The organism is Erythrobacter sp. K21-9 (genome assembly GCF_055808355.1).
Map to the genome: position 1 here is coordinate 2,503,337 of NZ_CM147866.1, position 21,193 is coordinate 2,524,529.

At 60.9% G+C, this 21,193-nt stretch carries 15 protein-coding genes and 2 pseudogenes; 5 read left to right on the forward strand and 12 right to left on the reverse strand.

The genetic code is table 11. The features are described 5' to 3' along the window. Position 1 precedes the first annotated feature (1 nt). Entirely contained in the window at positions 2–1,468 is a 1,467-nt protein-coding gene (locus tag AC0L39_RS12850; RefSeq protein WP_473258422.1) for a TolC family protein, read from the forward strand. 45 nt (positions 1,469–1,513) lie between these two features. Here the strand turns inward: AC0L39_RS12850 and AC0L39_RS12855 are convergent, their stop codons facing one another. The 5 genes from AC0L39_RS12855 to AC0L39_RS12875 all read right to left on the reverse strand — a co-directional run bounded on the left by AC0L39_RS12855 (position 1,514) and on the right by AC0L39_RS12875 (position 6,284). After that, positions 1,514–2,098, reverse strand: a complete 585-nt coding sequence (locus tag AC0L39_RS12855) for a nucleotidyltransferase family protein (RefSeq protein WP_473258424.1) — start codon at positions 2,096–2,098, stop codon at positions 1,514–1,516. Continuing rightward, entirely contained in the window at positions 2,091–3,035 is a 945-nt protein-coding gene (locus AC0L39_RS12860) for an XdhC family protein (RefSeq protein ID WP_473258425.1), read from the reverse strand. The genes AC0L39_RS12855 and AC0L39_RS12860 overlap by 8 nt, the downstream gene beginning before the upstream one ends. A gap of 19 nt (positions 3,036–3,054) precedes the next feature. Continuing rightward, positions 3,055–3,513: a c-type cytochrome gene (locus AC0L39_RS12865; protein ID WP_473258427.1), complete on the reverse strand. Its 459-nt coding sequence runs from the start codon at positions 3,511–3,513 to the stop codon at positions 3,055–3,057. Positions 3,514–3,608: 95 nt separating this feature from the next. Then, a complete protein-coding gene (locus tag AC0L39_RS12870; protein WP_473258429.1) occupies positions 3,609–5,789 on the reverse strand; it encodes a xanthine dehydrogenase family protein molybdopterin-binding subunit in 2,181 nt (726 codons plus the stop codon). Between the two features lie 3 nt (positions 5,790–5,792). Continuing rightward, positions 5,793–6,284, reverse strand: a complete 492-nt coding sequence (locus AC0L39_RS12875; protein WP_473258430.1) for a (2Fe-2S)-binding protein — start codon at positions 6,282–6,284, stop codon at positions 5,793–5,795. Positions 6,285–6,403: 119 nt separating this feature from the next. Between AC0L39_RS12875 and AC0L39_RS12880 the strand changes: the two genes are divergently transcribed. Continuing rightward, entirely contained in the window at positions 6,404–6,742 is a 339-nt protein-coding gene (locus AC0L39_RS12880) for a tRNA-binding protein (protein ID WP_473258432.1), read from the forward strand. Here AC0L39_RS12880 and AC0L39_RS12885 read toward each other — a convergent pair. The 3 genes and pseudogenes from AC0L39_RS12885 to AC0L39_RS12895 form a co-directional block, all read right to left on the reverse strand. Next, positions 6,739–8,704: pseudogene (locus AC0L39_RS12885) on the reverse strand (tetratricopeptide repeat-containing sulfotransferase family protein). The gene AC0L39_RS12880 and the pseudogene AC0L39_RS12885 overlap by 4 nt on opposite strands. A gap of 1,723 nt (positions 8,705–10,427) precedes the next feature. Next, positions 10,428–11,435: a TonB-dependent receptor plug domain-containing protein gene (locus tag AC0L39_RS12890; RefSeq protein WP_473258433.1), complete on the reverse strand. Its 1,008-nt coding sequence runs from the start codon at positions 11,433–11,435 to the stop codon at positions 10,428–10,430. A 354-nt stretch (positions 11,436–11,789) separates the two neighbouring features. Further along, complete coding sequence (locus AC0L39_RS12895; RefSeq protein ID WP_473258435.1) at positions 11,790–13,505, reverse strand: BCCT family transporter; 1,716 nt, start codon at positions 13,503–13,505, stop codon at positions 11,790–11,792. 253 nt (positions 13,506–13,758) lie between these two features. On the opposite strand from AC0L39_RS12895, the pseudogene gdhA reads away from it, so the two are divergent. Further along, positions 13,759–15,116, forward strand: a pseudogene (gdhA, locus tag AC0L39_RS12900) (NADP-specific glutamate dehydrogenase). Positions 15,117–15,179: 63 nt separating this feature from the next. Then, positions 15,180–15,599: a lasso peptide biosynthesis B2 protein gene (locus AC0L39_RS12905; RefSeq protein WP_473262385.1), complete on the forward strand. Its 420-nt coding sequence runs from the start codon at positions 15,180–15,182 to the stop codon at positions 15,597–15,599. A gap of 32 nt (positions 15,600–15,631) precedes the next feature. On the opposite strand, the gene AC0L39_RS12910 is transcribed toward AC0L39_RS12905, so the two are convergent. The 4 genes from AC0L39_RS12910 to AC0L39_RS12925 are packed head-to-tail and all read right to left on the reverse strand — an operon-like array spanning position 15,632 to position 20,472. Next, entirely contained in the window at positions 15,632–16,843 is a 1,212-nt protein-coding gene (locus AC0L39_RS12910) for an Nramp family divalent metal transporter (protein ID WP_473258437.1), read from the reverse strand. Positions 16,844–16,873: 30 nt separating this feature from the next. Next, positions 16,874–17,761 carry a hydantoinase B/oxoprolinase family protein gene (locus AC0L39_RS12915; RefSeq protein WP_473258439.1) on the reverse strand — a complete coding sequence of 296 codons (888 nt, stop codon included), beginning with the start codon at positions 17,759–17,761 and terminating at the stop codon, positions 16,874–16,876. Continuing rightward, the gene (locus AC0L39_RS12920; protein ID WP_473258441.1) at positions 17,703–18,590 is read right to left on the reverse strand and encodes a hydantoinase B/oxoprolinase family protein; all 888 of its coding nucleotides are present in this window, start codon (positions 18,588–18,590) and stop codon (positions 17,703–17,705) included. Before AC0L39_RS12920 ends, AC0L39_RS12915 begins: the two co-directional genes overlap by 59 nt. 46 nt (positions 18,591–18,636) lie before the next feature. Further along, complete coding sequence (locus AC0L39_RS12925; protein WP_473258443.1) at positions 18,637–20,472, reverse strand: hydantoinase/oxoprolinase family protein; 1,836 nt, start codon at positions 20,470–20,472, stop codon at positions 18,637–18,639. A 349-nt stretch (positions 20,473–20,821) separates the two neighbouring features. On the opposite strand from AC0L39_RS12925, the gene AC0L39_RS12930 reads away from it, so the two are divergent. Then, on the forward strand, positions 20,822–21,187 hold the full coding sequence (locus AC0L39_RS12930) for a DUF4212 domain-containing protein (protein ID WP_473258445.1): 366 nt from the start codon (positions 20,822–20,824) through the stop codon (positions 21,185–21,187). Positions 21,188–21,193 lie beyond the last annotated feature (6 nt).

Consider the following 21,193-nt stretch of genomic DNA (forward strand, 5'->3'; position numbering starts at 1 on the left):
CATGCGACGCCAAGCGGCAATCGCTTTAGCCGCCGCTTTTGGCATGCTGGCAGGACCGCTTGCGGCGCAGAATATCGAGCCCGTCGGCGACCCGCTAGAAGAAGCACTAACGACCGGGCCGCTGCTGCCCGAAGAAGTCCTGCGCAGCTCGGCGCTGACATTTCCCAGCATTCTTGAAAGCTTCGAACGCGAAGCGGCTGCGCGCAGTGACCAGCTCGCAGCGGACGGTGCGTTTGACCTCATGCTCAAGGCTGAGGCTTACGACCGCGTCACCGGGACATTCTCCGGTGGCTATGCCGAGGTGGGAGCCAACCAGCCGCTGCGTCCTATGGGGGCAGAGGTCTACGGAACATACCGCCTGTCCGACGGACGCTTCCCGATCTATGAGAATATCTACAACACCAACCAGCTCGGCGAATTCAAGGTTGGCGCGCTGTTTTCGCTCCTGCGTGACCGGCGCATCGACAGTCGCCGATTTGCCCTCGAAGACACGCGTATAGCAGCGAGCCAGGCCCGTCTCGACGTCCTGTTGGTGCAACTCAATGTCCAGCACGAGGCGCTCAAGGCGTATTGGCGCTGGGTCGCGGCGGGCAATGAAATCCGCGTTTACGAAGAGCTGCTGGAGATTGCGCAGGCACGCACGATCGGTCTCTCCCGGCAGGTCAGCGCAGGCGCGATGCCGCGGATCGCGCTCACCGAGAACGAACAGAATGTCATCCGCCGCAAGACGCTCTTGGCTGAGGCGCGCCGCAATTTTGCGACCGCTTCCAACAGCCTCGCCTACTATCTGCGCGGCAGTGACGGGCGGCTGATAACGCCCACTCGCGAGCAATTGCCTGACGCCGAAATCCTCGAGGTCTTGCCCGACATGCAAAGCCTGCTCGCCACCGGTCGCAGCGCGGTGCTGGAGGCCCGGCCCGAGCTGCAAACCTTCCGGCTCGCGATCGAACGGGCGTCGAACAAGGTGGAGCTTCGCCGCAACGACCTGCAGCCGAAGCTGGACTTCAATGTCGAATTGTCGCGCGATTTTGGCGCTATCGGCGATGGCGGACCGACCTTCGATTCGACCGATACGGTGGTCGGCGTCAAATTCACTGTCCCGCTCCAACGCCGCGAGGCGCGCGGGCGATTGCAGCGCGCCGAGGCTGAATTGCGCGAGATGGAATTGCAGGAAAAGCGTGTCGCCGACAGGATCGAGGTTGAGCTCGACAACATTCTCACAAACCTGAATGCGGCACTGGAACTCGCCGAACTGGCCGACGAGGAAGTCGAACAGGCCAGCGCGATGGTCGCAGCAGAACGCAGGCGGTTCGATCTGGGAGCAGGCGATTTCTTCCTCGTAAACCTGCGCGAAGAGAGCGCGGCGGATGCACAGATTCGCGCCATACGCGCCGACCTGACAGGCAGGCTGGCTGCGGCAGGCTATTCCGCAGCGACGATGGATTTGGACGAACTCGGGCTCGAATAGGAGCGTCCCTGTTCTCGCACCGCGCAGCTGGTGCCCGCGCGCGTCCTATTGCAGGGCTGCCAGCGCCTCGGGTGTGTCGATATCGTTAAGCCATTCAGCCGGGCAGGTTATGACCTCCTCCGAACCAAGCAGAGCGCGAGCGCCCTTGTCGCCGGACGAATTGGCAAGGGTCGGCAGATGATCCGAACCCAGGATCGCTGGCGGCGAACGCATAGATCCATCGGATGAGCTGGCGATAAAGCTGGGACCTCGCGTGCGCACAGCTTCGACCAGATCGGCAAAATGCTTTTCCGGGACCAACGGCATGTCGGCGAGCGCGATCATCAAGCCATCGGCCTTCGCCGCAATCGCCAATCGCGCTGCAAGCGCCACTGATGTGCCCATCCCTGAGCCCGCATCCGGGTTCTCGTGTATGACAAATCCGGCATCCTGCCAGCCTGCCGCACACGGGTGATCCTGCGCGCGGCTGATTACCCACGCATCCTCGAACAATTCGCGCGGGATGGCCCGGGCAGCATGGAGGCCGAGCATGTCGCCGCGAAACGGGGCCGACAGCTTGTCATGCTCGCCAAACCGCTGAGATGAACCGGCGGCGAGCAGTGCAACAACAAGGCGGCGGCGGTCAGCCAATTGCCGACTCGAAATCGGTTTCCTGATAGCTGCGGATCACCTGCGCCAGCGTCGATAACGCTAGCGTTTGCGGATCGCGGGAGGAATGAAATACGCCAATTGGGGCATGCATCGTGGAAAGCTGCAGCGGCGTTATTCCTTTCGCGATCAGCGCCTCGCTCCGCATGGCATGAGCCTTTTTGCCGCCCATCGCTCCAATGTAGAAATGCGGCAATTGGAACGCGCGCGCCATGAGGTCGATCTCCCAGTCATGGTCGTGGAACAGGAAGACGAATGCCGTCCAGGCATCGCCTGCAAGCGCCTCTACCTGCGTGGTTCGATCGAGGATTGTGACCTTGGCCTCGGCGGGGTCGATCGAGGCTGCGATACGCTCGTCCGGGGTCAGGATACTCGTGCCGCATCCGGCGGTCTGTGCGAGCCGGTGCAAGGCGGCCACTCCCGCGCCGTGGCCTATGATCGCAAGCTGCGGCTCGGGCCAATATCCGAAGACTGCGGTGCCATTCAGAGCGTCGAAAACTGGCGCGCTCCATGCTGGCAGGTGCTTGGCGCAGCCGGGCTCGAGCGCAATGGAAAATGGCAAGCGGTCCCGGATCGAGGCGAGGCAGCGCGCCGCGACGTCGCTGGTCCCGAGCGGCTGGAAGTGCAGGTCCAGCCCGCCCCCGCAAGGCAATTTGATGTCGAGATAGGCCGAGCCTGTCCCAAAGCGCACGATCCGAGGATCGCCTGATCGAAGCGCGTCGATTGCTTCGGCCACGACTGCGGTTTCGATGCAGCCACCCGAAAGCGATCCGGCGTACGACCCGTCGCTGCTCACACCCATGAGCGAGCCCGGATTGCGCATCGACGATCCCTCGACTGCGCATATCGTCACGAGCACGGTGTCTTCGCCGGCCAGACGGCGCTGGTCGAGAAATTCAAAGACTTCGCGAAAATGCACAGTGCCGGGCAGCCTTTGCCTATTCGCTGAGGCTGGACAGGTAGGCGATAATCGCTGCGCGGCGCTCTTCGTCGTCGACCGCTCCGGCTACCATAATAGTGCCAGGAATTGCACCGGCGGGATCGGCCAGGAACCGGTCTAGCTCCTGCTGGTCCCATGCAATTCCCGACGCGGCGAGCGCTTCGGAATAGGCAAAGTCCTCCAATATTCCGGCCTGCCTGCCGACCACGCCGTGCAGGTTTGGACCGGCTGCCGACCGCGCGCCTTGCTGCGCCACGTGGCACGCGCTGCACATTGCAAACGCCGCCTCGCCAGCCGCGACAAGGTCGAGCGAACCCTGTGCGCCTGCGCTCACCGGAACAGGCTCGCCGGGCTCGCGCACGACGATCTGTTCGACCACCGGCTCCTCGACCGGACCGCCGCACGCAGTCACGCCAAGAGCCAGAAGGACGGCAGCAACCGCAGCAACGTTACGCATGTTCGATCCTTCCCACGCCCGGCGCGATCAGGCGAATTGCTTTGCGATCGGCAATTCGCGCAGCCGCGTCCCGGTCGCAGCGAAGATGGCATTGGTCAGCGCGGGCGCTGCGGGGGAAGGCCCGGTTCGCCTGCGCCGCCGACCGGGACGTCGCCCGAATTGATGAGCGCAACTTCGATATTCGGCGTCTCGTCCATGCGGAGCATCTTGTAATCGTGGAAATTGCTCTGCTTCACCGCGCCATCTGCAAGCTCGATTTCGCCATACATTGCGGCGGTCAGGCCGAAGACGATCCCGCCCTCGATCTGATTGCGGAATCCGTCGGGATTCATGACGTAGCCCGCGTCGCAGACGGCCCAGCAATTGGTCATTTTCGGTTTGCCGCCCGCCATGTCGACCTCGATGACCTCGGCCACGATGGTGCCGAAGCTCTCGACGATCGCGACGCCTTTTGCCGTGCCTTCTGCGCGCGCCGCTTTCCAGTCGCTCATCTCGGCGACCTTGCGCAATACAGCCGCATGCCGGGGCGCATTCTTCAGCATCGCAAGGCGATATTCGAGCGGGTCCTTGCCCGCTTCGTGAGCGGCTTCGTCGATAAAGCTCTCGACAAACCATCCCTGCTGCGAATGATCGACCGACCGCCATGCTGCGAACGGCAAGTGCAGGTCGCTCTCGGCCACCCGAACAGACGTGTTCGGGATGTCGTACATGGCCGGCACGCTCGCTTCGACCGGATCGTGACGCTGGGTGAAGATGCTGTCATAGGCGACCAGCCTGCCATTGGCGTCGAGCCCGCCTGTGTGCCGGCTTAGATCGGCGGGACGATAGACACCTTTTTGGGTGTCCTCCTCGCGGCTCCAGATCATCTTTACCGGATAGCCAGTGGCTTTCGCAATGCGAACGGCCATCGTCACATAATCGTTTTCGAGCCGGCGACCGAATGCGCCGCCAAGATAGGGGTGGTGCACCGTGATATCGTCCTTGGACAAACCGATCGCGTTCTCGATGGCCGTGCGCGCCATGAGCGGGACCTGCGTACTGGTCCAGACGTCGCATTTGCCGTCTTTCACGAGCGCGGTGCAGTTGACCGGCTCCATCGGTGCATGGGCGAGATACGGCACCTTGTATTCCGCCTCGAATGTCGTCGCAGCCTCGGAAAGTGCCGCTCGGGCATCGCCCTTCGCCGCCGCTTCCTCGCCGCCTGCGTCACCTGCTGCATCGATTGCCGCAGCGAATGCCGCAAACTGGTCATCCATCGAGAGAACCGGGCTTTCAGCCTTGCTCCAACCAATATCGATGGTGCTGACCGCCTGCTGCGCCTGCCAGTAGCTGTCGGCGACCACTGCCACGAAATCGCCCATGTTGAGAATCTGCAAGACCCCCGGCATCTGCTGGGCGCGTTCGGCATTCATGCTGGCTACACTGGTGCCGGAAACGGGCGGCCTCACGACCGCTGCATAGCTGAGATCGAGACCTTCTGGCGAAGCATCGATGCCGAATTCTGCCGTGCCGTCGATCTTTGCCGGGATATCGGTGCGCGCCTTGCTCTTGCCCATCAGCCGGTATTCGGACGGCGATTTGAGCTTCGGCGTGTGATCCATCGGTTGCTCTGCCGCTGCGCTTGCAAATTCGGCATAGGGCGCAGACTTGCCGGACCCATCGTGGAAAAGAGTGCTGTCGCGCGTGGTAATCTCGGCAACGGGCACATCCCACGCCTCTGCAGCCGCACCCTTCAGCATCTGCCGGGCTGCCGCGCCTGCGATTCGCATCTGATACTGACCGGTCGAGCGGATGGATGACGATCCGCCCGTGATCATGGCGTCGGCAAAGCGGTCGATTTGCGTGAACAGACCGTCCCAGGTCGGCTCGATCCATGCTGCTGCGTTCATGGTGAACGGGGCTACGAACATGCGCGCAGTATCGCTGACGACATAGCTGCCATCGGTCGGCGCCTGCATCACGCGGACATTTTCCCACGCCGCGTCCAGCTCATCAGCGAGCATTTGCGCCAGCACCGAATGCGCGCCCTGACCCATTTCGCAATGCGGAACGATGGCGGTCACGATGTTGCTTGCATCGATCTTGACCCACGAATTGACGAGCTGCTCACCCGAGCCAGAGGCGACTTTCGGAGCGAGCGAGCCGACCGGATTTCCGGGCCTGACACCGATGCCGATCAGCAGGCCGCCGCCTGCAAGCACACCGGCACCGATAAATCCGCGGCGGCTCCACTTGGCGAGTTTGCCGCGTTCTTTCTTGGGAGTGAGATCGTTCATGGCTCAGGCCTCCCCCGACATGCGTTCGTAGAGCGGTTGCTCGATGCCGGCGGCGACTTTGATTGCCCGGCGAATGCGGGTGTAGGTGCCGCAGCGGCAGATATTGCCCGACATCGCAGCGTCGATATCCGCGTCACTGGGGCTTGGATTGTCGCGCAGCAGCGCGGTTGCCGCCATGATCTGGCCGGATTGGCAATATCCGCATTGGGGAACCTGCTCGCTTATCCATGCCTGCTGGACCTTGGTCAGTTCGCCGTCCGGTCCGGCCACACCTTCGATGGTCGTGACCTCGCGCCCCTCTGCCTGAGCGACCGGGGTGGAGCAGCTGCGCACAGGCTCTCCGTCGAGATGTACGGTGCAGGCTCCGCACTGCGCGATGCCGCAGCCGAACTTCGTGCCATTGAGGCCGAGCTTTTCGCGCACGACCCACAGGATCGGCATGGCCGGATCGGCGTCGACCGTTACTGGCTGACCGTTAAGGTTGAAACTTGCCATCGGTATAGTCCTTGCGCTGCGCTCGGTTGCAGTTCGCAATCTATCGCACGGCGGGGACGAAGGGAAGAGCAGCGCCAAATACTCTTCCTGAAAGCGCGATGCATGGTTATCCAAACAGCATGGAACCCACGACTTTCGAAACATTCATGGCGCTGGATATCCGCGCAGGGACGGTCATCCTGGCCGAGCCGTTTCCCGAAGCGCGCAAGCCCGCATTCAAGCTGGTGGTCGATTTCGGCGAGGAGCTGGGGACGCGCAAAAGCTCAGCGCAGATTACCGAGCACTATTCGCCAGAGGGCCTCATCGGCTGCAAGGTCATGGCCGTGGTCAATTTTCCGCCGCGCCAGATCGGGCCTTTCATGTCGGAGGTGCTGGTACTCGGCTTTCCCGATGCCGAGGGAGCGATCGTCCTCGCTGCCCCCGGCGACACAGTGCCCGACGGCGCGCGTCTGGCCTAGACGAGGTCGCCGAGCGCGTCCTTCAGCGGATCGAGCCAAGGCTCGAAGGGCTTCCAGGCGTCCTGCCCCTTGCGATTGATCGGCTCGCGCACCTGCTCGCTCGATGCGGTGCGCACCGCCCTGTCGGTCTTGTGAAAGGCGAGGCACGCCTCCTCGAACGGAACGCCCAGAAAGTCGAGCATCCGCCGCGTCTGGCCTTCGAGGTCGTCGAGCACATCTTCATGCTGCACTTTCAACACCTTGCCGGGCAGCACGGCATCCCAATGGTCCATGAGATCGACGTAGTCGGCGTAGTAGCGGCCCACTTCGTGCAAACCGTAAGTGAATTCCTGCCCCTCGGCGAAGAGCTGCTTGAAGCCCGAAAAACAGCAATCCATTGGCGCACGGCGCGCATCGATGATCTTTGCATTGGGCAGGATCAGCTGGATGAGGCCGATATGCCGGAAATTATTCGGCATCTTGTCGATGAAGAACGGCGCGCCCTGACGGTGGATGCGGGTGTTCTCGATGAAATCGGCGCCAAACTTCTCAAGCTGGTCCGCCGAAAGATCGTGCAGCACCTCAGGGTAGAGCGATTGACCCGCCTTGCGTCCGCGCAGGCGGTGAGCGAGCGCGAGGATATTGGGCAGCTCCAACGTGCCATCGATCTGTGAATGGCTCGCAAGGATTTGTTCGAGAAGCGTCGATCCGGCGCGCGGAAGGCCAAGGATGAAGATCGGGTCGGGCGCACCGTATCCCTTGCCCGCCTGCTTTTCGAACAGCTCCGGTGTGCAAAATTCGCGCTGTCTGCCCAGCTCGGCGGTCATCGCATCGGCGCTGTAGCGGGTCTGCGCGCGCTTGAGGGTGTTGCCTGCATCGTAGAACCCGAAGCTTTCTTCATATTCTCCGCGATCCTCCAGCGCCTTGCCAAGGGCGAAGGAAATGTGGACGCGGTCCATGAAGGCGAGATCCTGGCGCTCCGCCTGCTCATTGAGCGCGGCAACCTCGTCATCGGCAAACCGGAACGTCTTGAGATTGGCGAGCGCATACCACGCATCGCCGTGATCAGCCTTTGCCGCGATGGCCTGGCGGTAACTCGCAATCGCCTCCTGCTGCGCGCCGGTCGTCTTGAGCGCGTGGCCCTTGCTGGTCAAATTGGCGGGATCGCCGGGAAGTTTTTCGAGCACGGCATCGAACAATTCCAGGCCGCGATCGTAATCGCCTGTCTGCATGCTTTCGATCGCGAGGCGCGACTGGAACAGGACGTTGTCCGGATCGCGCGCATAGAGCGTCTCAGCTTCGCTGCGCGCCTTTTCGAAATCCTGCTCTGCGCCGCAGCGCGTCGATATAATCGAGGCGCAATTGCACGTCATCAGGCGCAAAGGTGACCGCGCTTTCGAGCAGGAATTCGGCATCATCCAGAATGCCAAGCTCGATCCCGATCTTCGCCAGCAGCCGCATTCCCTCTATATTGCGCGGGTTCTGCCGCAGGTAATGACGGCATATTTGCTCGGCCCGGATGAGCCGCCCTTCGGCAAGGTGATTGGTGACCGCGACCAATTCGCGCGGGAGCTTTGCCAAGCGCTGCTGCTGCGCTGCGGCAACCTGCGCTTCTCCGGTCCGGCCCATCTCGCCGAACAGCTGTGCCTGCTCGCGAAAGCTCGCCTCAAGCGCGGGATTGAACCGCGTCGCGCGAACGAAGGCGGAGAGCGCGGCCCTCTCATCCCCCTGAGCCAGAGCAAGGTGCCCCTCCTCCTGCCACGCACGGCCATATTCAGGCATGGCTGCGTGGAGCCGCGCGAGGTAGGTCTTGGCCGCGGCGAATTCCTTCAGGTACCGCGCCGCAACCGCCGCAAGGTAGAGCGCTTCGCCGTCGCTCTCATCGCTTTCCAGCAGCGCGCGCGCGGCGGCAAGCCCGGCTTCGAACTGGCCTGCCTGCAAATCCTGCTGTGCTTCCTTGAGCTGGTCCTCGCGCGTCATCATCGCCGCCTTATCAAAGAAAAGGCGGGAGCGAACAATGCCTGTTCACCCCCGCCCTTTTCATTCGCTCGTTCGCTGCGATCAGTAGTCGAAGCCAACCCGCATACCCACGGTCAGCGGGCGGTTCGTCACAATCCGTGCGCGGTCATTGCCGAACGTGCCGGAAATCTGCGCGCGCTCGTCGGTCAGGTTCTCTCCGAAGATTTCGAAGCTCCACTGGTCCTTCTTGATCCCGGCGCGAAGGTCGAACAATGTGTAGCTGTCCAGCTCGATCTTGTTGATTTCGATGATGTCGGTGAATTTCTTCGCCGAATACGAAACCTGCGGCTGGATATAGGCTTCCGTCGTGCTCGACAGATCCCATTCGTAACGCACGCGCATATTTCCCTGGAAGCCGGGCGCATAGGCCAGTTCCTCTCCGGCAATCACGTCGGTGGTCGGCGTCAGGACGTCGGTGATCTCGGTGTCGAGAACCGAGAACGCACCGGCAACCGTCAGACCGGGGACCGCGTAAGGGGCAAACGTGAAGTCCGCCTCGACACCGTAGATTTCTGCATTCGCGGCATTGTCCGAGAAGAACAGGTTGGTGATCGACGGGTCGAAAATCTGCGTCTGCAGGTTCGAGATATCGACGAAGAATGCCGAGCCGTTGAAACGGAACTGGCCATCAATAAGGTCCATCTTCCAGCCGAGCTCGTAATTCTTCACTTCATCGGTATCGACGGCGAACGGGACGGTGAAGCCATTCGGGCCAAGTGCGCCGCCGGGGCGGTTCAAGAGACCGGGACGGAAACCCTCCGAATAGGTTGCGTAGAACAGCAGATCTTCGGTCGGGGTCAACGTTGCCGTGCCCTTGAAGATGAAACCATCCGTTGCGGCCACATCGGGCGCGCGGATCGCGTTGAAAACCTGCTGCGCCTGCGTCGCGCTGAGACCGGCAGCCTGGATATCGGCGAGGCTGTCATTCAGGTCGAAGGTCTGGCGAAGTGCCGCGCTGCATGAACCGATAAACGTAAACTCGCCGTCGCCGTCATACAGATCGCTGATGTCGGTGCCGAATGCGTTCTGATCGGTTCCGCCCGAATTACAGAACGAACCGTTGGCGCTGCCTTCGAAATCCACTTCGATATCGTAGTAACGGGCGCCCAGTGTAAGGGTCAGCAGATCTGGCACAACGTCGAAACTGGCTTCACCGAAGAAACCGAACTGCTCATCGGTACGGCGAATATCGTTGCGAAAGATCGTTTCGGCCGGGAACGGTCCCGGATCGGACACGAAGCCAGACATCTGCGGGAAGTTCGGTGCGAACGGGCCGAAGGGCTGCGCTACGACATTGCCGGGATAGGCAAAATCGACGCGCTCTTCGAGCGACAGGTCGGAGTAGAAACCGCCGCCCTGAAACCGGACGCGCCAGTCGTCAGGCGTGCTGAAACGCAGTTCCTGGGTGAACACCTCAGTCTTGCTGAACGAGTTGATGTAGAGATTTGGTGCCTGGCAGGTGCCGCTCGGATCGGCAGCGCCCGGATAGGTTACCGAACCATCGCAAATGTAATAGGGCAGGTACTGACCGACGAACATGTAATCGGTGTAATCCGCACGCTGGGTGCTCTCACGATCGGTGTAGGCGCCGGTGTAGACGACATCGAGCATGGCCAGACGGCCCTCGACGGTCCAGCTGGTGTTGGAGAAATCGTCTTCGAGACGGTCTTCTTCGAAACGCTCGATCTCAAGATCGTCGAGACCGCCCAGTTCCGGATCGGCGAAGAACACACCGTCGGACTCGAGGCTCTGGCGCTGATGCGCGACGGTCACGGTCCAGTCCGGGGTAACCTCCCACAGACCGGTCACGCGGAAGCCGGCATATTGCGTGTCGTTGAAATCGTCCTGCGCGATGCCGGTATTGTCGGCCTGCAGGAAAGTGACATTCGAAAGGTCGGCCCCGGCCTGGAAGCCGCCGCGGTTTGCGTTCACCGGAACGCCGTTTGCGCGGACCGTGCCCGCCGGGCGGAACCGTACCGCTTTCCGTGAGGTCGCGGGTGCCGGGTACATTATCGATGTAGCCGCCCTGGCCGTCGAGATAGACCACCCCGCGAAGTGCGATGGTCTCGCTTACAGGCACGTTCAGCATGGCTTCGGCCTGATAGCTGGATTCGCCGCCCTTGGTGAAGGACACGCCGCCCGAGAATGCGGCATCGAAACCGCTGAGGCTTGGCTTGTTGGTGATCAGGCGGACCACACCGGCCTGCGAGCTTGCTCCGAAAAGCGTGCCCTGCGGACCCGAGAGCACTTCGATACGCTCAAGGTCGGCGGCGTATACGTCGAGGTTGCGGCCAGGCTGGGAGAGCGGCTGATCGTTGAGATACAGCGCAACATTCGGTGCGAGACCGGCAACACCGGCGACGGTGATGTTCGGCGTGGTCGAGGCAAGGCCGCGAATGTAGATCGTGCTCTGGCCCGGTCCGTTGCCGCCAGCCGTCACCGTCGGCAATTGTTCGAGGTAATCCTCGAATGTATCGATATTCAGTTCGTTGAGCTGTTCCGCGCCGATTGCTGCGACGGAAACAGGCACGTCCTGCAAATCCTCGCTGCGTTTTTGCGCGGTAACAACGATGGTTTTGACACCGCCGCGCTGCTCAGGCTGCGCGGCTTGAGCCGTGCTTTCCTGTGCGGCAGCAGGTGATGCGATAGCGATTGCGAGCGCGCTTACAGACGCGCCGCCGACGAATTTCGACATTAAAAGGCCCCTTTGAGCTTTCGGAAGGGTCGCGAAGCGGAACTGCAACGGCGTTACCCAAGAAATGAACGCAGGAATTGCGGCAGTGCGTTCGATTCGGGCCCGGATAACAAGCGCACCCGGCAGTGGCCACAGCCGCCGCATGAGAATTCAGGAACTAAGCTGACGATGTTGCAAAAGAACAACATTGCAGGGTCTTTGGAGTAAATCACAATATAGGTGATTTTTCACTCACATTACGCGAGGTTTTATATAAATAATTCGACATGAATAGAGCTGGAAATCGGCACTATTGACGATACATTTCAATTAAAAATCAAACTATACTTATATCAAGGAAAGGTCTAATCGAAGTCATTGGGCGGGCGATACTTTCCCGTCCCAGTCCTCGCAGCCCTGAGCGGTGGTGGGCACACCATGACGCTTGCGCACGATATCGAATGCCACTGCCTTTACGATGGCCACCGCCATGGCGAGCACCACGAAGGAGAATGGCAGCGCCCCGATGATCATCGTGATGCGGATGGCCTCGATGCCGCCGAGGATCAGCATCGAACCCACCACGAACGAAAGGGCCAGCCCCCAGAACAGGATGTGATACCGGCGGCTGCCCTCATCATCGCCTGCGCCGTTTATCGTGTTGACGATGAGGATTGCGCTGTCAGCCGACGTGATCAGATACGTCATGAGCAGGATCACGACGAGGCCCGACACGATGAGCGCAAGCTCGGGGCTCAGCAACACAGCCAGTGTCGCATACAGCTGGTCGGAGATGCCGGTGCCTAAGATTGCGCCTTCTGCCGCGCCGCTCAATTCCAGCTCGATCGCGGTTCCGCCAACAAGAGCCATCCAGACAAAGCACATCAGCGACGGCACGATCGCCACCCCTAGGATATACTCGCGGATCGTGCGTCCGCGCGAAATCCGCGCGATGAACATGCCGACAAACGGCGCAAAGGCGATCCACCATGCCCAGTAGAAGACCGACCAGTCGAGCTGCCACTGCACCAGCGCATCTCCGGCGGCGCTGCCGTCGCTGCTGAACAAGGTCAGCGAGTTGGCAGGCAGGGTGACGATGTAGTCCCAGATGCCGACGCCTAGCAGTTGGAGACCATAAAGGCCTGAACCGACAACCGCGAACAATGCGAGCAGGGCGAAGGAAAGCCCCATATTGATGTTCGAAAGCCACTTGATCCCGCGGCCTACACCTGAAAGCGCGCTGATGGTCGATGCGCCCACGAGCACAAGCAGCGCGCCGATGATCGCTGCGGGCGACGCCGATCCATCACTGGCCAGCAGCCAGTCGCCAAACCCGACCCGGTGCAATCCTGCCACAAACTGCTGGACGCCCAGTCCCAGAGTCACGGCAACACCCAGGATCGTCGCGACCACGGCAACCACATCGACCACGTGTCCCGCCATGCCCGACATGCTTTTCCCGAACAGCGGCACAAGGCTTGAACGGATCGTGAGCGGCAGCCCGCGCCGGTGCGCCACATAAGAGATAGCGAGGCCGACAAGCGCATAAGTGCACCATGCGCCAAAGCCCCAGTGCAGGAAGGTCCACATATACGCGGACCGAACTGCCTCAGCCGATTGTGCGTCCACAGCGCCCCGGATGATGTCGGGATTGCTGGCGAAATGCGCGAGTGGTTCTCCGGTCGAATAGGTAAGCATCCCGATGCCGATGCCCGCACCGAACAGCATGGACACCCACGAAAACCGCGAAAACTCGGGCGCTTCGTCCTGCGGGCCCAGCCGCAGACGCCCGCTTTGCGGCAAGAGCGCCAGTCCGAAGCACACGACAATCAACAAGGCGACGAGATAGACGTACCAGCCACTGAAACTCGCGATGATCGTCGCATTGGCAGCTTGCAGCATCTCCATCGCGCCGAGCGGCAGGATGGCCCAGATGATGATGAGCGAGACGATGATCTTGCCCGGGATCGACACTTCGCGGCTGAAACCGTCATAGAAACCGCGATCATGTGTCCTGATATGAAGGTCGACCATCGGCGGTTCGATGGGAAGATCGCTTGTGGATGAGGGTTCAGCGGTTTCGCTGGTCATGAAATGGTTTTCTCGGGTCTGCTGACCGTCAGGCCAAAGGCTGTGTGATCGAGCGCGGCCTGAAAAGACGGCCTTCGAATATCGAAATCCGGCGCTGATGGATGTGCACACCTTCTAGGGGCCTGCCGCTGTTTTGCAAGCCGACCGACGGATCGGCGGTGTGCGCCCGGTATGCGGACCCTTTGCCACAATGGCGCGTTTAAGAGCCACAAGGCCCGTTCCAGGTCACACAATTTTTGGATGGAGAGATGCGGTGGCCGCTTCCGATCATGTCGATATCAACCGGTTCATGGAAGGCGTGAGGAAGCGCAATCCGGGCCAGGACGAGTTTATTCAGGCCGTGCAGGAAGTCGCGCAGGACATCTTCGAGTTTATCGAGGACAAGAAGGAATATCACGAAGCCCAGATTCTGCGCCGGATTGCCGAACCCGACCGCGTCATTTCGTTTCGTGTATGCTGGGAGGACGACAATCACTGTATCCGCGTGCAGCGGGGATGGCGGGTCCAGAACAACAACGCCATTGGTCCCTATAAGGGCGGCATCCGGTTTCACTCTTCGGTCAATGAAAGCGTCCTGAAATTCCTCGCTTTCGAACAGACCTTCAAGAATTCGCTCACCGGGCTTCCGATGGGCGGCGGAAAGGGCGGATCCAACTTCAATCCCAAGGGCAAGAGCGACAGCGAAGTCATGCGGTTCTGCCAGAGTTTCATGACCGAACTCTACCGGCATATCGGGCCGGATACCGATGTTCCGGCTGGCGATATCGGAGTGGGCGGGCGCGAAATCGGCTATATGTTCGGGCAATACAAGCGCATCACCAACCGCTGGGAAGGCGTGCTGACCGGCAAGGCGATCGAGTATGGCGGATCGCAGATGCGCCCCGAGGCGACCGGCTACGGCGCGGTTTACTTCCTGCGCAATATGCTCAAGCAAAAGGGCGAGGATATCGACGGCAAGACGGTACCGTGATCTCGGGCGCAGGCAATGTCGCGACCCATGCCGCAGAGAAACTCTGCCAGCTGGGCGGAAAAGTGCTGACGCTATCGGATAGCGACGGGTTCATCCATGACCCCGACGGCATCGATCAGGACAAGATCGACTGGGTAAAACGGCTCAAGAACGAGCGGCGAGGACGGATCAGCGAATATGCCGATCATTTCACCAATGCGACCTTCCACGAGGGCAAGCGCCCCTGGGATGTGCCATGCGACCTCGCCATGCCCTGCGCCACACAAAACGAACTCAACGAGGAACAGGCGCGCGAACTTGTCGAAAACGGCTGCATGGCCGTTTCAGAAGGCGCGAACATGCCGACCACACTCGAAGGGGTGAAGGTCTTCCATGACGCAAAGATCATGTACGGACCCGGAAAAGCCGCGAATGCTGGCGGTGTCGCGGTCTCGGGTCTCGAGATGAGCCAGAATTCGGAGCGCATCAGCTGGAACCAGGAACGGCTCGGCGACATGCTCACCGAACTCATGGAAGGCATCCACGAAAAATGCGTGGAATATGGCGACCAGGGAGACGGATACGTTGACTACGTGAAGGGTGCGAATATTGCAGGCTTCAAGAAGGTCGCCGACGCCATGCTCGCCTTTGGAGTCGTCTGAGGGCAGCGTCAGGACGGGATTGGCAGGCCTCCCACACATACAATGGCCGAAAATTTGAGTATTGTGAGAACCGTCAAGAAAGCGATCCTGAAGGCCGAGATCATACTTGGCCTCGCCGCCGCGCGCGCGCTCATCACGCTTGTCCCGTTTCGCTGGTGGCGCAAGACCCTCGGCCCTATCGGCCGCAGCGCGGATGCGCCGGCGGCTGACCTGACGCCAAAGCAGATCAAGCAGGCGGGCGATATCGGGCGGATCATCAAACGCCTTGCGCGCAAGCAGAAATTCGAGGCCGTCTGCTTCCCTCAGGCCATCACCGGACGCTGGGTCCTGGGACGGCGCGGCATTCCCTCGCAGGTCATCCTCGGATCGCGCAGGGACGACACGTCCGAAGGCGTAGCGCTGCACGCCTGGCTCAAGGTCGGAGATCAGGTTGTTACCGGGCAGGACGAATACGAGGAATTCCAGGCCTTCTCGACGCGCTGAACGAAAAAGTACGGTCTGCTGGCCGCTCAGGATCAGGAAAGCGCTGCGGCGATCAGTCTCACCCCGAGCCCAGTTGCAATCAACACCACTGCCGCCCCCAGAACATTCGCGATCCATCCGTTGGCGTGGCGTCCCAGAACCGATTCCTGATTGACGACGTAGAGTAGGAACAACGCGATAATGGGGAGCAGTAATCCATTGGCGAATTGGGCCGTGACGATGATTTCTATCGGACGGATCCCGGTCAGCGACAGACCAGCACCGATCGCAATGACGCTCAGGCAGATCAACTTGAACGCAAGCGATTGCTGGCCGCCTTTCACACTCAGGATTTCAGTCATCGCGTAACCGGTCGCCAGCGGCGCAGTGATTGCGCTTGTCAAACCTGCTGCGAAAAATCCGATGCCTAGAATGTAGCTCGAAAATGAACCGAAAAGAGGTTCGAACTGCCGCGCGAGGTCGGCTGCACTTTCTGCCGAAATTCCAGCTGCGAACAGACTGGCCGCGGCGGTGGAGGCGATGAGGATGGCAATCACTCCGCCAAGGCCGATTGCCGCCGCCGTATCAGTTCGCATCGCGCCCAGATCATCCGGGCCCGACCACTTGTTGCGCACTGCCGTCGAATGAAGAAACAGGTTGTACGGGACGACTGTCGTACCGATCAAGGCGATGACGGTGAGCAGCGCGCCATCAGGGATGCTGGGCACGAACATCCCCGTCGCAAGCGCTCCAAGATCAGGCCTGACAATCGCAAAGGTTGCGACGAATGACGCCGCCATGATGCCAACCAGGCCGAGCAGGACCCGCTCGACCTGCTTGTACGTCCCTGCGAGCAATAATGCAGCGGCGAGCACCGAAATCGTGAGGATGCTTGCGGTGAAAATGGTCTTGGATTCGCCCGTGACTGCCGTGATTCCGATCGCAGCGCCCGACAGGTTCCCCGCTTCGTAGGCCGAGTTTCCGAGATAGAGCGCGAGGCCGATCAGGATAATCAGCGGCCACTTCCAGATCGTCTTGTCGAAAAGCTCTGACAGCGTCTCGCCCAGCCCTTTCTGCGTGACAACACCCAGCCGCGCTGCCATTTCCTGCAAGATGATTGTCGCTGCGGTCGCAAACAGCAGCGCCCAAAGAAGCGCATAGCCGAATTTGACGCCCGCCAGCGTGCAGGCGGTGACCGTGCCGGGCCCGATAAACGCCGCGGTGACTAGCGCGCCGGGCCCGATATTCCGGATGCGCTCGATCATGCTGCGCCGCCCGAGGCGCTTATCCGAACGCTATGATATCGATCCATATCCACCCCCTGTTGGTGTCCGGATTACGATTGTATCGCCCTCCTGGACCTCTGCCTCGCCGCAGCCGCCGAGTTCCTCCACCGAACCGTCTGCGCGCTCGATCCAGTTGCGACCAGGACGGCCATCCTCTCCGCCTGCAATACCGACAGGAGCGACCACCCGGTGATCGGACAGTATCGTGCATCGCATGGCTTCCTCGAAACGAATGCGGCGCGTTATGCCGTCTCCTGCATTCCATTGCCCGCGCCCGCCCGATGCGCGGTCGATCCGAAACTCGGCGAGCATCACGGGATAGCGCTGCTCGAGGATTTCGGGATCGGTCATGCGGGTGTTGGTCATATGCGTATGAACTGCCGCGGCTCCATCAAAGCCCGGCCCGGCAGGAGCGCCCGAGCAGATCGTCTCGTAATATTGATAGCGCTCATTGCCGAAGGTGAGATTGTTCATCGTCCCCTGGCTCGATCCCAGCTTGCCAAGCGCGGCAAACAGCGCATCGGTGATGGCCTGACTGGTTTCGACATTCCCGGCCACGACCGCGGCAGGAAATTCGGGGTTCAGCAACGACCGCTCCGGCACGATGATGTGTAGGGGCTTCATGCAACCGGCGTTGAGCGGAATGTCGCTCGCCACGAGGCACCGGATCACATAGAGCACAGCAGCTTTCACGACTGCGAAAGGCGCGTTGAAGGCGCTGTTCTGCTGCTCGCTCGTACCTGTAAAATCGATGACAGCTGTGCCCGTTTCGTGGTTGATCCTGATGGCTACCGCAATCTGCGCGCCGCTATCGACGGTCAGGCTGAACTCGCCATCCTCAAGCTCCCGCAAAACGCGCTTCACCGCCAGTTCCGCGTTGTCCTGAATATGCTGCATGTAGGCGTGGACCGCCTCCAGCCCGTAATTTGCGACCAGTTTTCGCAGCTCTAGCCGCCCCTGCGGCATTGGCGGCGACCTGCGCCATCAGATCGGCGATGTTCTGCGGTATATTGCGCGCCGGATACGGCCCATCCGCAAATGCCCGCTGGATCCGCTCGGTCATGAAAGTGCCGTTTTCGACGAGCTTCAGGTTGTCGAGCAGCACGCCTTCTTCGTGTATCGTCCGTCCATTCGGCGACATTGAGCCCGGCGATATCCCGCCGACGTCCTCATGATGCGCGCGGCTGGCGACGAAAAACATGATGCGCCCCTCATCCTCGTCGAAGACCGGCGTGACGACCGTAATATCGGGCAGGTGAGAGCCGCCATTGTGCGGATTGTTCTGGACGAAGGCATCACCCGGATTGATCGTCTGCCCGCTCTCGATGATCGTTCGCACGCTTGCGTCCATCGAGCCCAGATGCACCGGGACATGCGGCGCGTTGGCAACCAGATTGCCCTCTGGATCGAAGATTGCGCAGGAAAAGTCGAGGCGCTCCTTCACATTCACGGATTGCGAGGTGTTTCGCAGGACGATCCCCATCTGCTCGGCAACCGACATATAGAGATTGTTGAATATCTCGAGCGTGACCGGATCGGCGTCCAGTCCGGCAAGGTGGCTTACGGCGGCCTCCCGCTCTTTGGCAGAAAGGATCAGATGCCCGAATGCGTTGATCGATCCCGCCCAGCCCGGCTCGATGATGATCGTGCCTGTCGGTTCTGTGATGATGGCCGGACCGGCGATTTCGTGACCAAAGCCCAGCGCCTCGACATCGAAAACGGGCACGTCATGCCACTCGCCTTTTGTGAAAAAGCGTGAGCGAGCCAGCGGTTCAGGCGAGCCGCTGTGTTTTTCCGTTTCGTACCGTCTCAGGGTTCGTCTCGCCGCCGCAGCTGCATTCGGCAATAATTGTATCGAGCAAGATCACCTTGTCAGGCGCGCTGAAGCCGTATTGACGCCGATGCGCTTCCTCGAAACTGGCGCGCATGATCTCAGGCTCGTCGACCGCGACCGTGATGGTCGTATCCGTGCCGCGGTAGCGCAGCAAAGCCTCGGCGCGGACCGACACTGGTCCATCGATGACGCCTTGCGCCTCCAGATCGGATAATGCCTCACGCTGAAGCTCGGCGAGGATTTGCGACACGTTCTCGCCGTTCCCGGCACCGAGTTCCTGCCCGAAGACCTGCTGCCGTTCGACCTTGGTTGCAGCCAGTCCCATGCCATAGGCAGACAACACTCCCGATAGCGGGTGCAGCAGGATCGTCCCGATCCCGAGCCGCTCCGCCACCAGGCAAGCGTGCTGACCGCCCGCGCCGCCGAAGCAGTTGAGCAGATAGTTCTTCACATCGTAGCCGCGCGCGACCGAGATCTTCTTGATTGCCTGCGCCATGTGCTCGACCGCAATGTCGAGAAAGCCCTCGGCGACCTGTTCTGCCGAACGTCCATCGTCGATGGCCTTGGCGATGGCGGCAAATCCGGCGCGCGCGGTCTCGACGTCGAGCGGCTGGTCCTGACCAGGACCGAAAATGCGCGGAAAGTGATCGGGTCGCAGCTTGCCCAGGCAAACATTGATATCGGTCACGGCGAGCGGGCCTCCCCGCCGGTAGCAGGCTGGCCCCGGATCGGCACCGGCGGATTGCGGACCGACCTGAAACCGCTCATCATCGTATCGCAGCACGGACCCGCCGCCTGCGGCCACCGTGTGGATATGGAGCATCGGAACACGCATCCTGACACCGGCGACCTGCGTTTCGTAGACCTTCTCGAGTTCGCCAGCATAATGGGAGACGTCGGTCGAAGTGCCGCCCATGTCGAAGCCGATGACGCGGTCGAAACCGGCCTGCCGTGCGGTGTGCACGCTCCCGACGATCCCTCCTGCGGGACCGGAAAGGATCGCATCGCGTCCGCGAAAGCTCGCTGCATCGGTCAGACCTCCGGAGGATTGCATGAACAGCAGTTTGCCGGGCGTTTGCGCCTTGCCGAAAGCGTGCGTGAACTGATCCACATATTGGCGCAGGATCGGTGTGAGATATGCGTCCACCACGGTCGTCTCGGCGCGTGAGACGATCTTGGTCAGCGGACTGACGTCATGACTCATCGAAACCTGCGTGAAGCCGATCTCGCGAGCCAGTTTGGCCAGAACCTGTTCGTGTTCAGGGAACTTGTAGGCTTGCAGAAGCGCGATCGCGATTGACATGAAACCTGCATCGAAGGCCGCTTGCAACTTTTGCCGGGCCGCGCCTGGATCGAGCGCTATCTCGACCTCGCCGGACGCTCGCACGCGCTCGTCGATTTCCACCACGCCATTGTAGAGCAATTGGGGCTTCTGGATGTCGAGGGCAAAGGTATCCGGCCGCGTCTGGTAACCGATCTCGATCACATCGCGGTGACCGCGCGTTGTCGCAAAGACGGTGGGTTCGCCCGCGCGTTCGAGCAGGGCGTTGGTGGCTACCGTGGTCCCCATCTTGATTGCGGATATCGCATCTTCGGGAATGGCTTCGCCCGCTGTGATATTCAGCATTATGCGGATACCGTGAAGCGCCGCATCCTCGTAATTCTCAGGATTTTCCGAGAGGTATTTGGCGGTCCTGAAATGGCCTGAGGGCGTGCGCGCGACAATATCGGTGAAGGTCCCGCCGCGATCGATCCAGAATTGCCACCTGCCCATTCCTGCCTCGCGATTGCGCTCGCTTCCCTTCATAAGCGACTGATGCCCGAAGCCGTCCGCATCGTTAAGCAGAAAAGCTCGATCCGGGCCGGCCCATCCGGTCGACAATGGTCGGATGGGGATCGAATTGCCATTCGTGTTTGCGCCGCGACATGAGCGCTGAGATTATCGAAATTGCCGATTTTCCATGCGAGACGGTCCCGCTCACATTCCAGTCTGCGATCCAACATAGGGCTGCCGGATGCGCCAGCCGTGCTTTCTCCTCTCAAGCACGGTTGCCTGATAGATGTGTTGTCGGCCAAGGTAGCCCCTTTGCAGGGTGCTTTGTCCTTGCCACGAAAGGGGGGAAATGGACGAGACGAATTCAGCCTCGGATTCCGGTGGAGCGGCAACCGAGGAGGACATGGATCACGGTCCCTCCTCACCTCAATCGCCGGATGCGGGCCCGCCAGAGACAGCAGAGACAAACGCCTCGGAGAGCGAATATTGGCGTAAGAACATCCGCCTGCTCGTTTCGCTCATGGCGATCTGGTTTGCCTGCTCTTTCGGAGCCGGGATATTGTTCAGGGACTTTCTCGATCAGTTCAGCATCGGCGGCTACCCGCTCGGCTTCTGGTTCGCCCAGCAGGGCTCGATCTACATCTTCATCGCGCTGATATTCTTCTACGTAGTTCGCATGAAGCAGATCGAACGCAAGTTCGATCTCGACGACTGAAAGGGG

Excerpts from the sequence above, each read along its gene's own strand:
- AC0L39_RS12880 (WP_473258432.1), top strand. The coding sequence starts at position 6,404 with ATGGAACCCACGACTTTCGAAACATTCATGGCGCTGGATATCCGCGCA.
- AC0L39_RS12875 (WP_473258430.1), bottom strand. The coding sequence starts at position 6,284 with ATGGCAAGTTTCAACCTTAACGGTCAGCCAGTAACGGTCGACGCCGAT.
- AC0L39_RS12890 (WP_473258433.1), bottom strand. The coding sequence starts at position 11,435 with ATGTCGAAATTCGTCGGCGGCGCGTCTGTAAGCGCGCTCGCAATCGCT.
- AC0L39_RS12930 (WP_473258445.1), top strand. The coding sequence starts at position 20,822 with ATGGACGAGACGAATTCAGCCTCGGATTCCGGTGGAGCGGCAACCGAG.
- AC0L39_RS12865 (WP_473258427.1), bottom strand. The coding sequence starts at position 3,513 with ATGCGTAACGTTGCTGCGGTTGCTGCCGTCCTTCTGGCTCTTGGCGTG.
- AC0L39_RS12915 (WP_473258439.1), bottom strand. The coding sequence starts at position 17,761 with ATGCAGCATATTCAGGACAACGCGGAACTGGCGGTGAAGCGCGTTTTG.
- AC0L39_RS12910 (WP_473258437.1), bottom strand. The coding sequence starts at position 16,843 with ATGATCGAGCGCATCCGGAATATCGGGCCCGGCGCGCTAGTCACCGCG.
- AC0L39_RS12850 (WP_473258422.1), top strand. The coding sequence starts at position 2 with ATGCGACGCCAAGCGGCAATCGCTTTAGCCGCCGCTTTTGGCATGCTG.
- AC0L39_RS12925 (WP_473258443.1), bottom strand. The coding sequence starts at position 20,472 with ATGGGCAGGTGGCAATTCTGGATCGATCGCGGCGGGACCTTCACCGAT.
- AC0L39_RS12895 (WP_473258435.1), bottom strand. The coding sequence starts at position 13,505 with ATGACCAGCGAAACCGCTGAACCCTCATCCACAAGCGATCTTCCCATC.
- AC0L39_RS12870 (WP_473258429.1), bottom strand. The coding sequence starts at position 5,789 with ATGAACGATCTCACTCCCAAGAAAGAACGCGGCAAACTCGCCAAGTGG.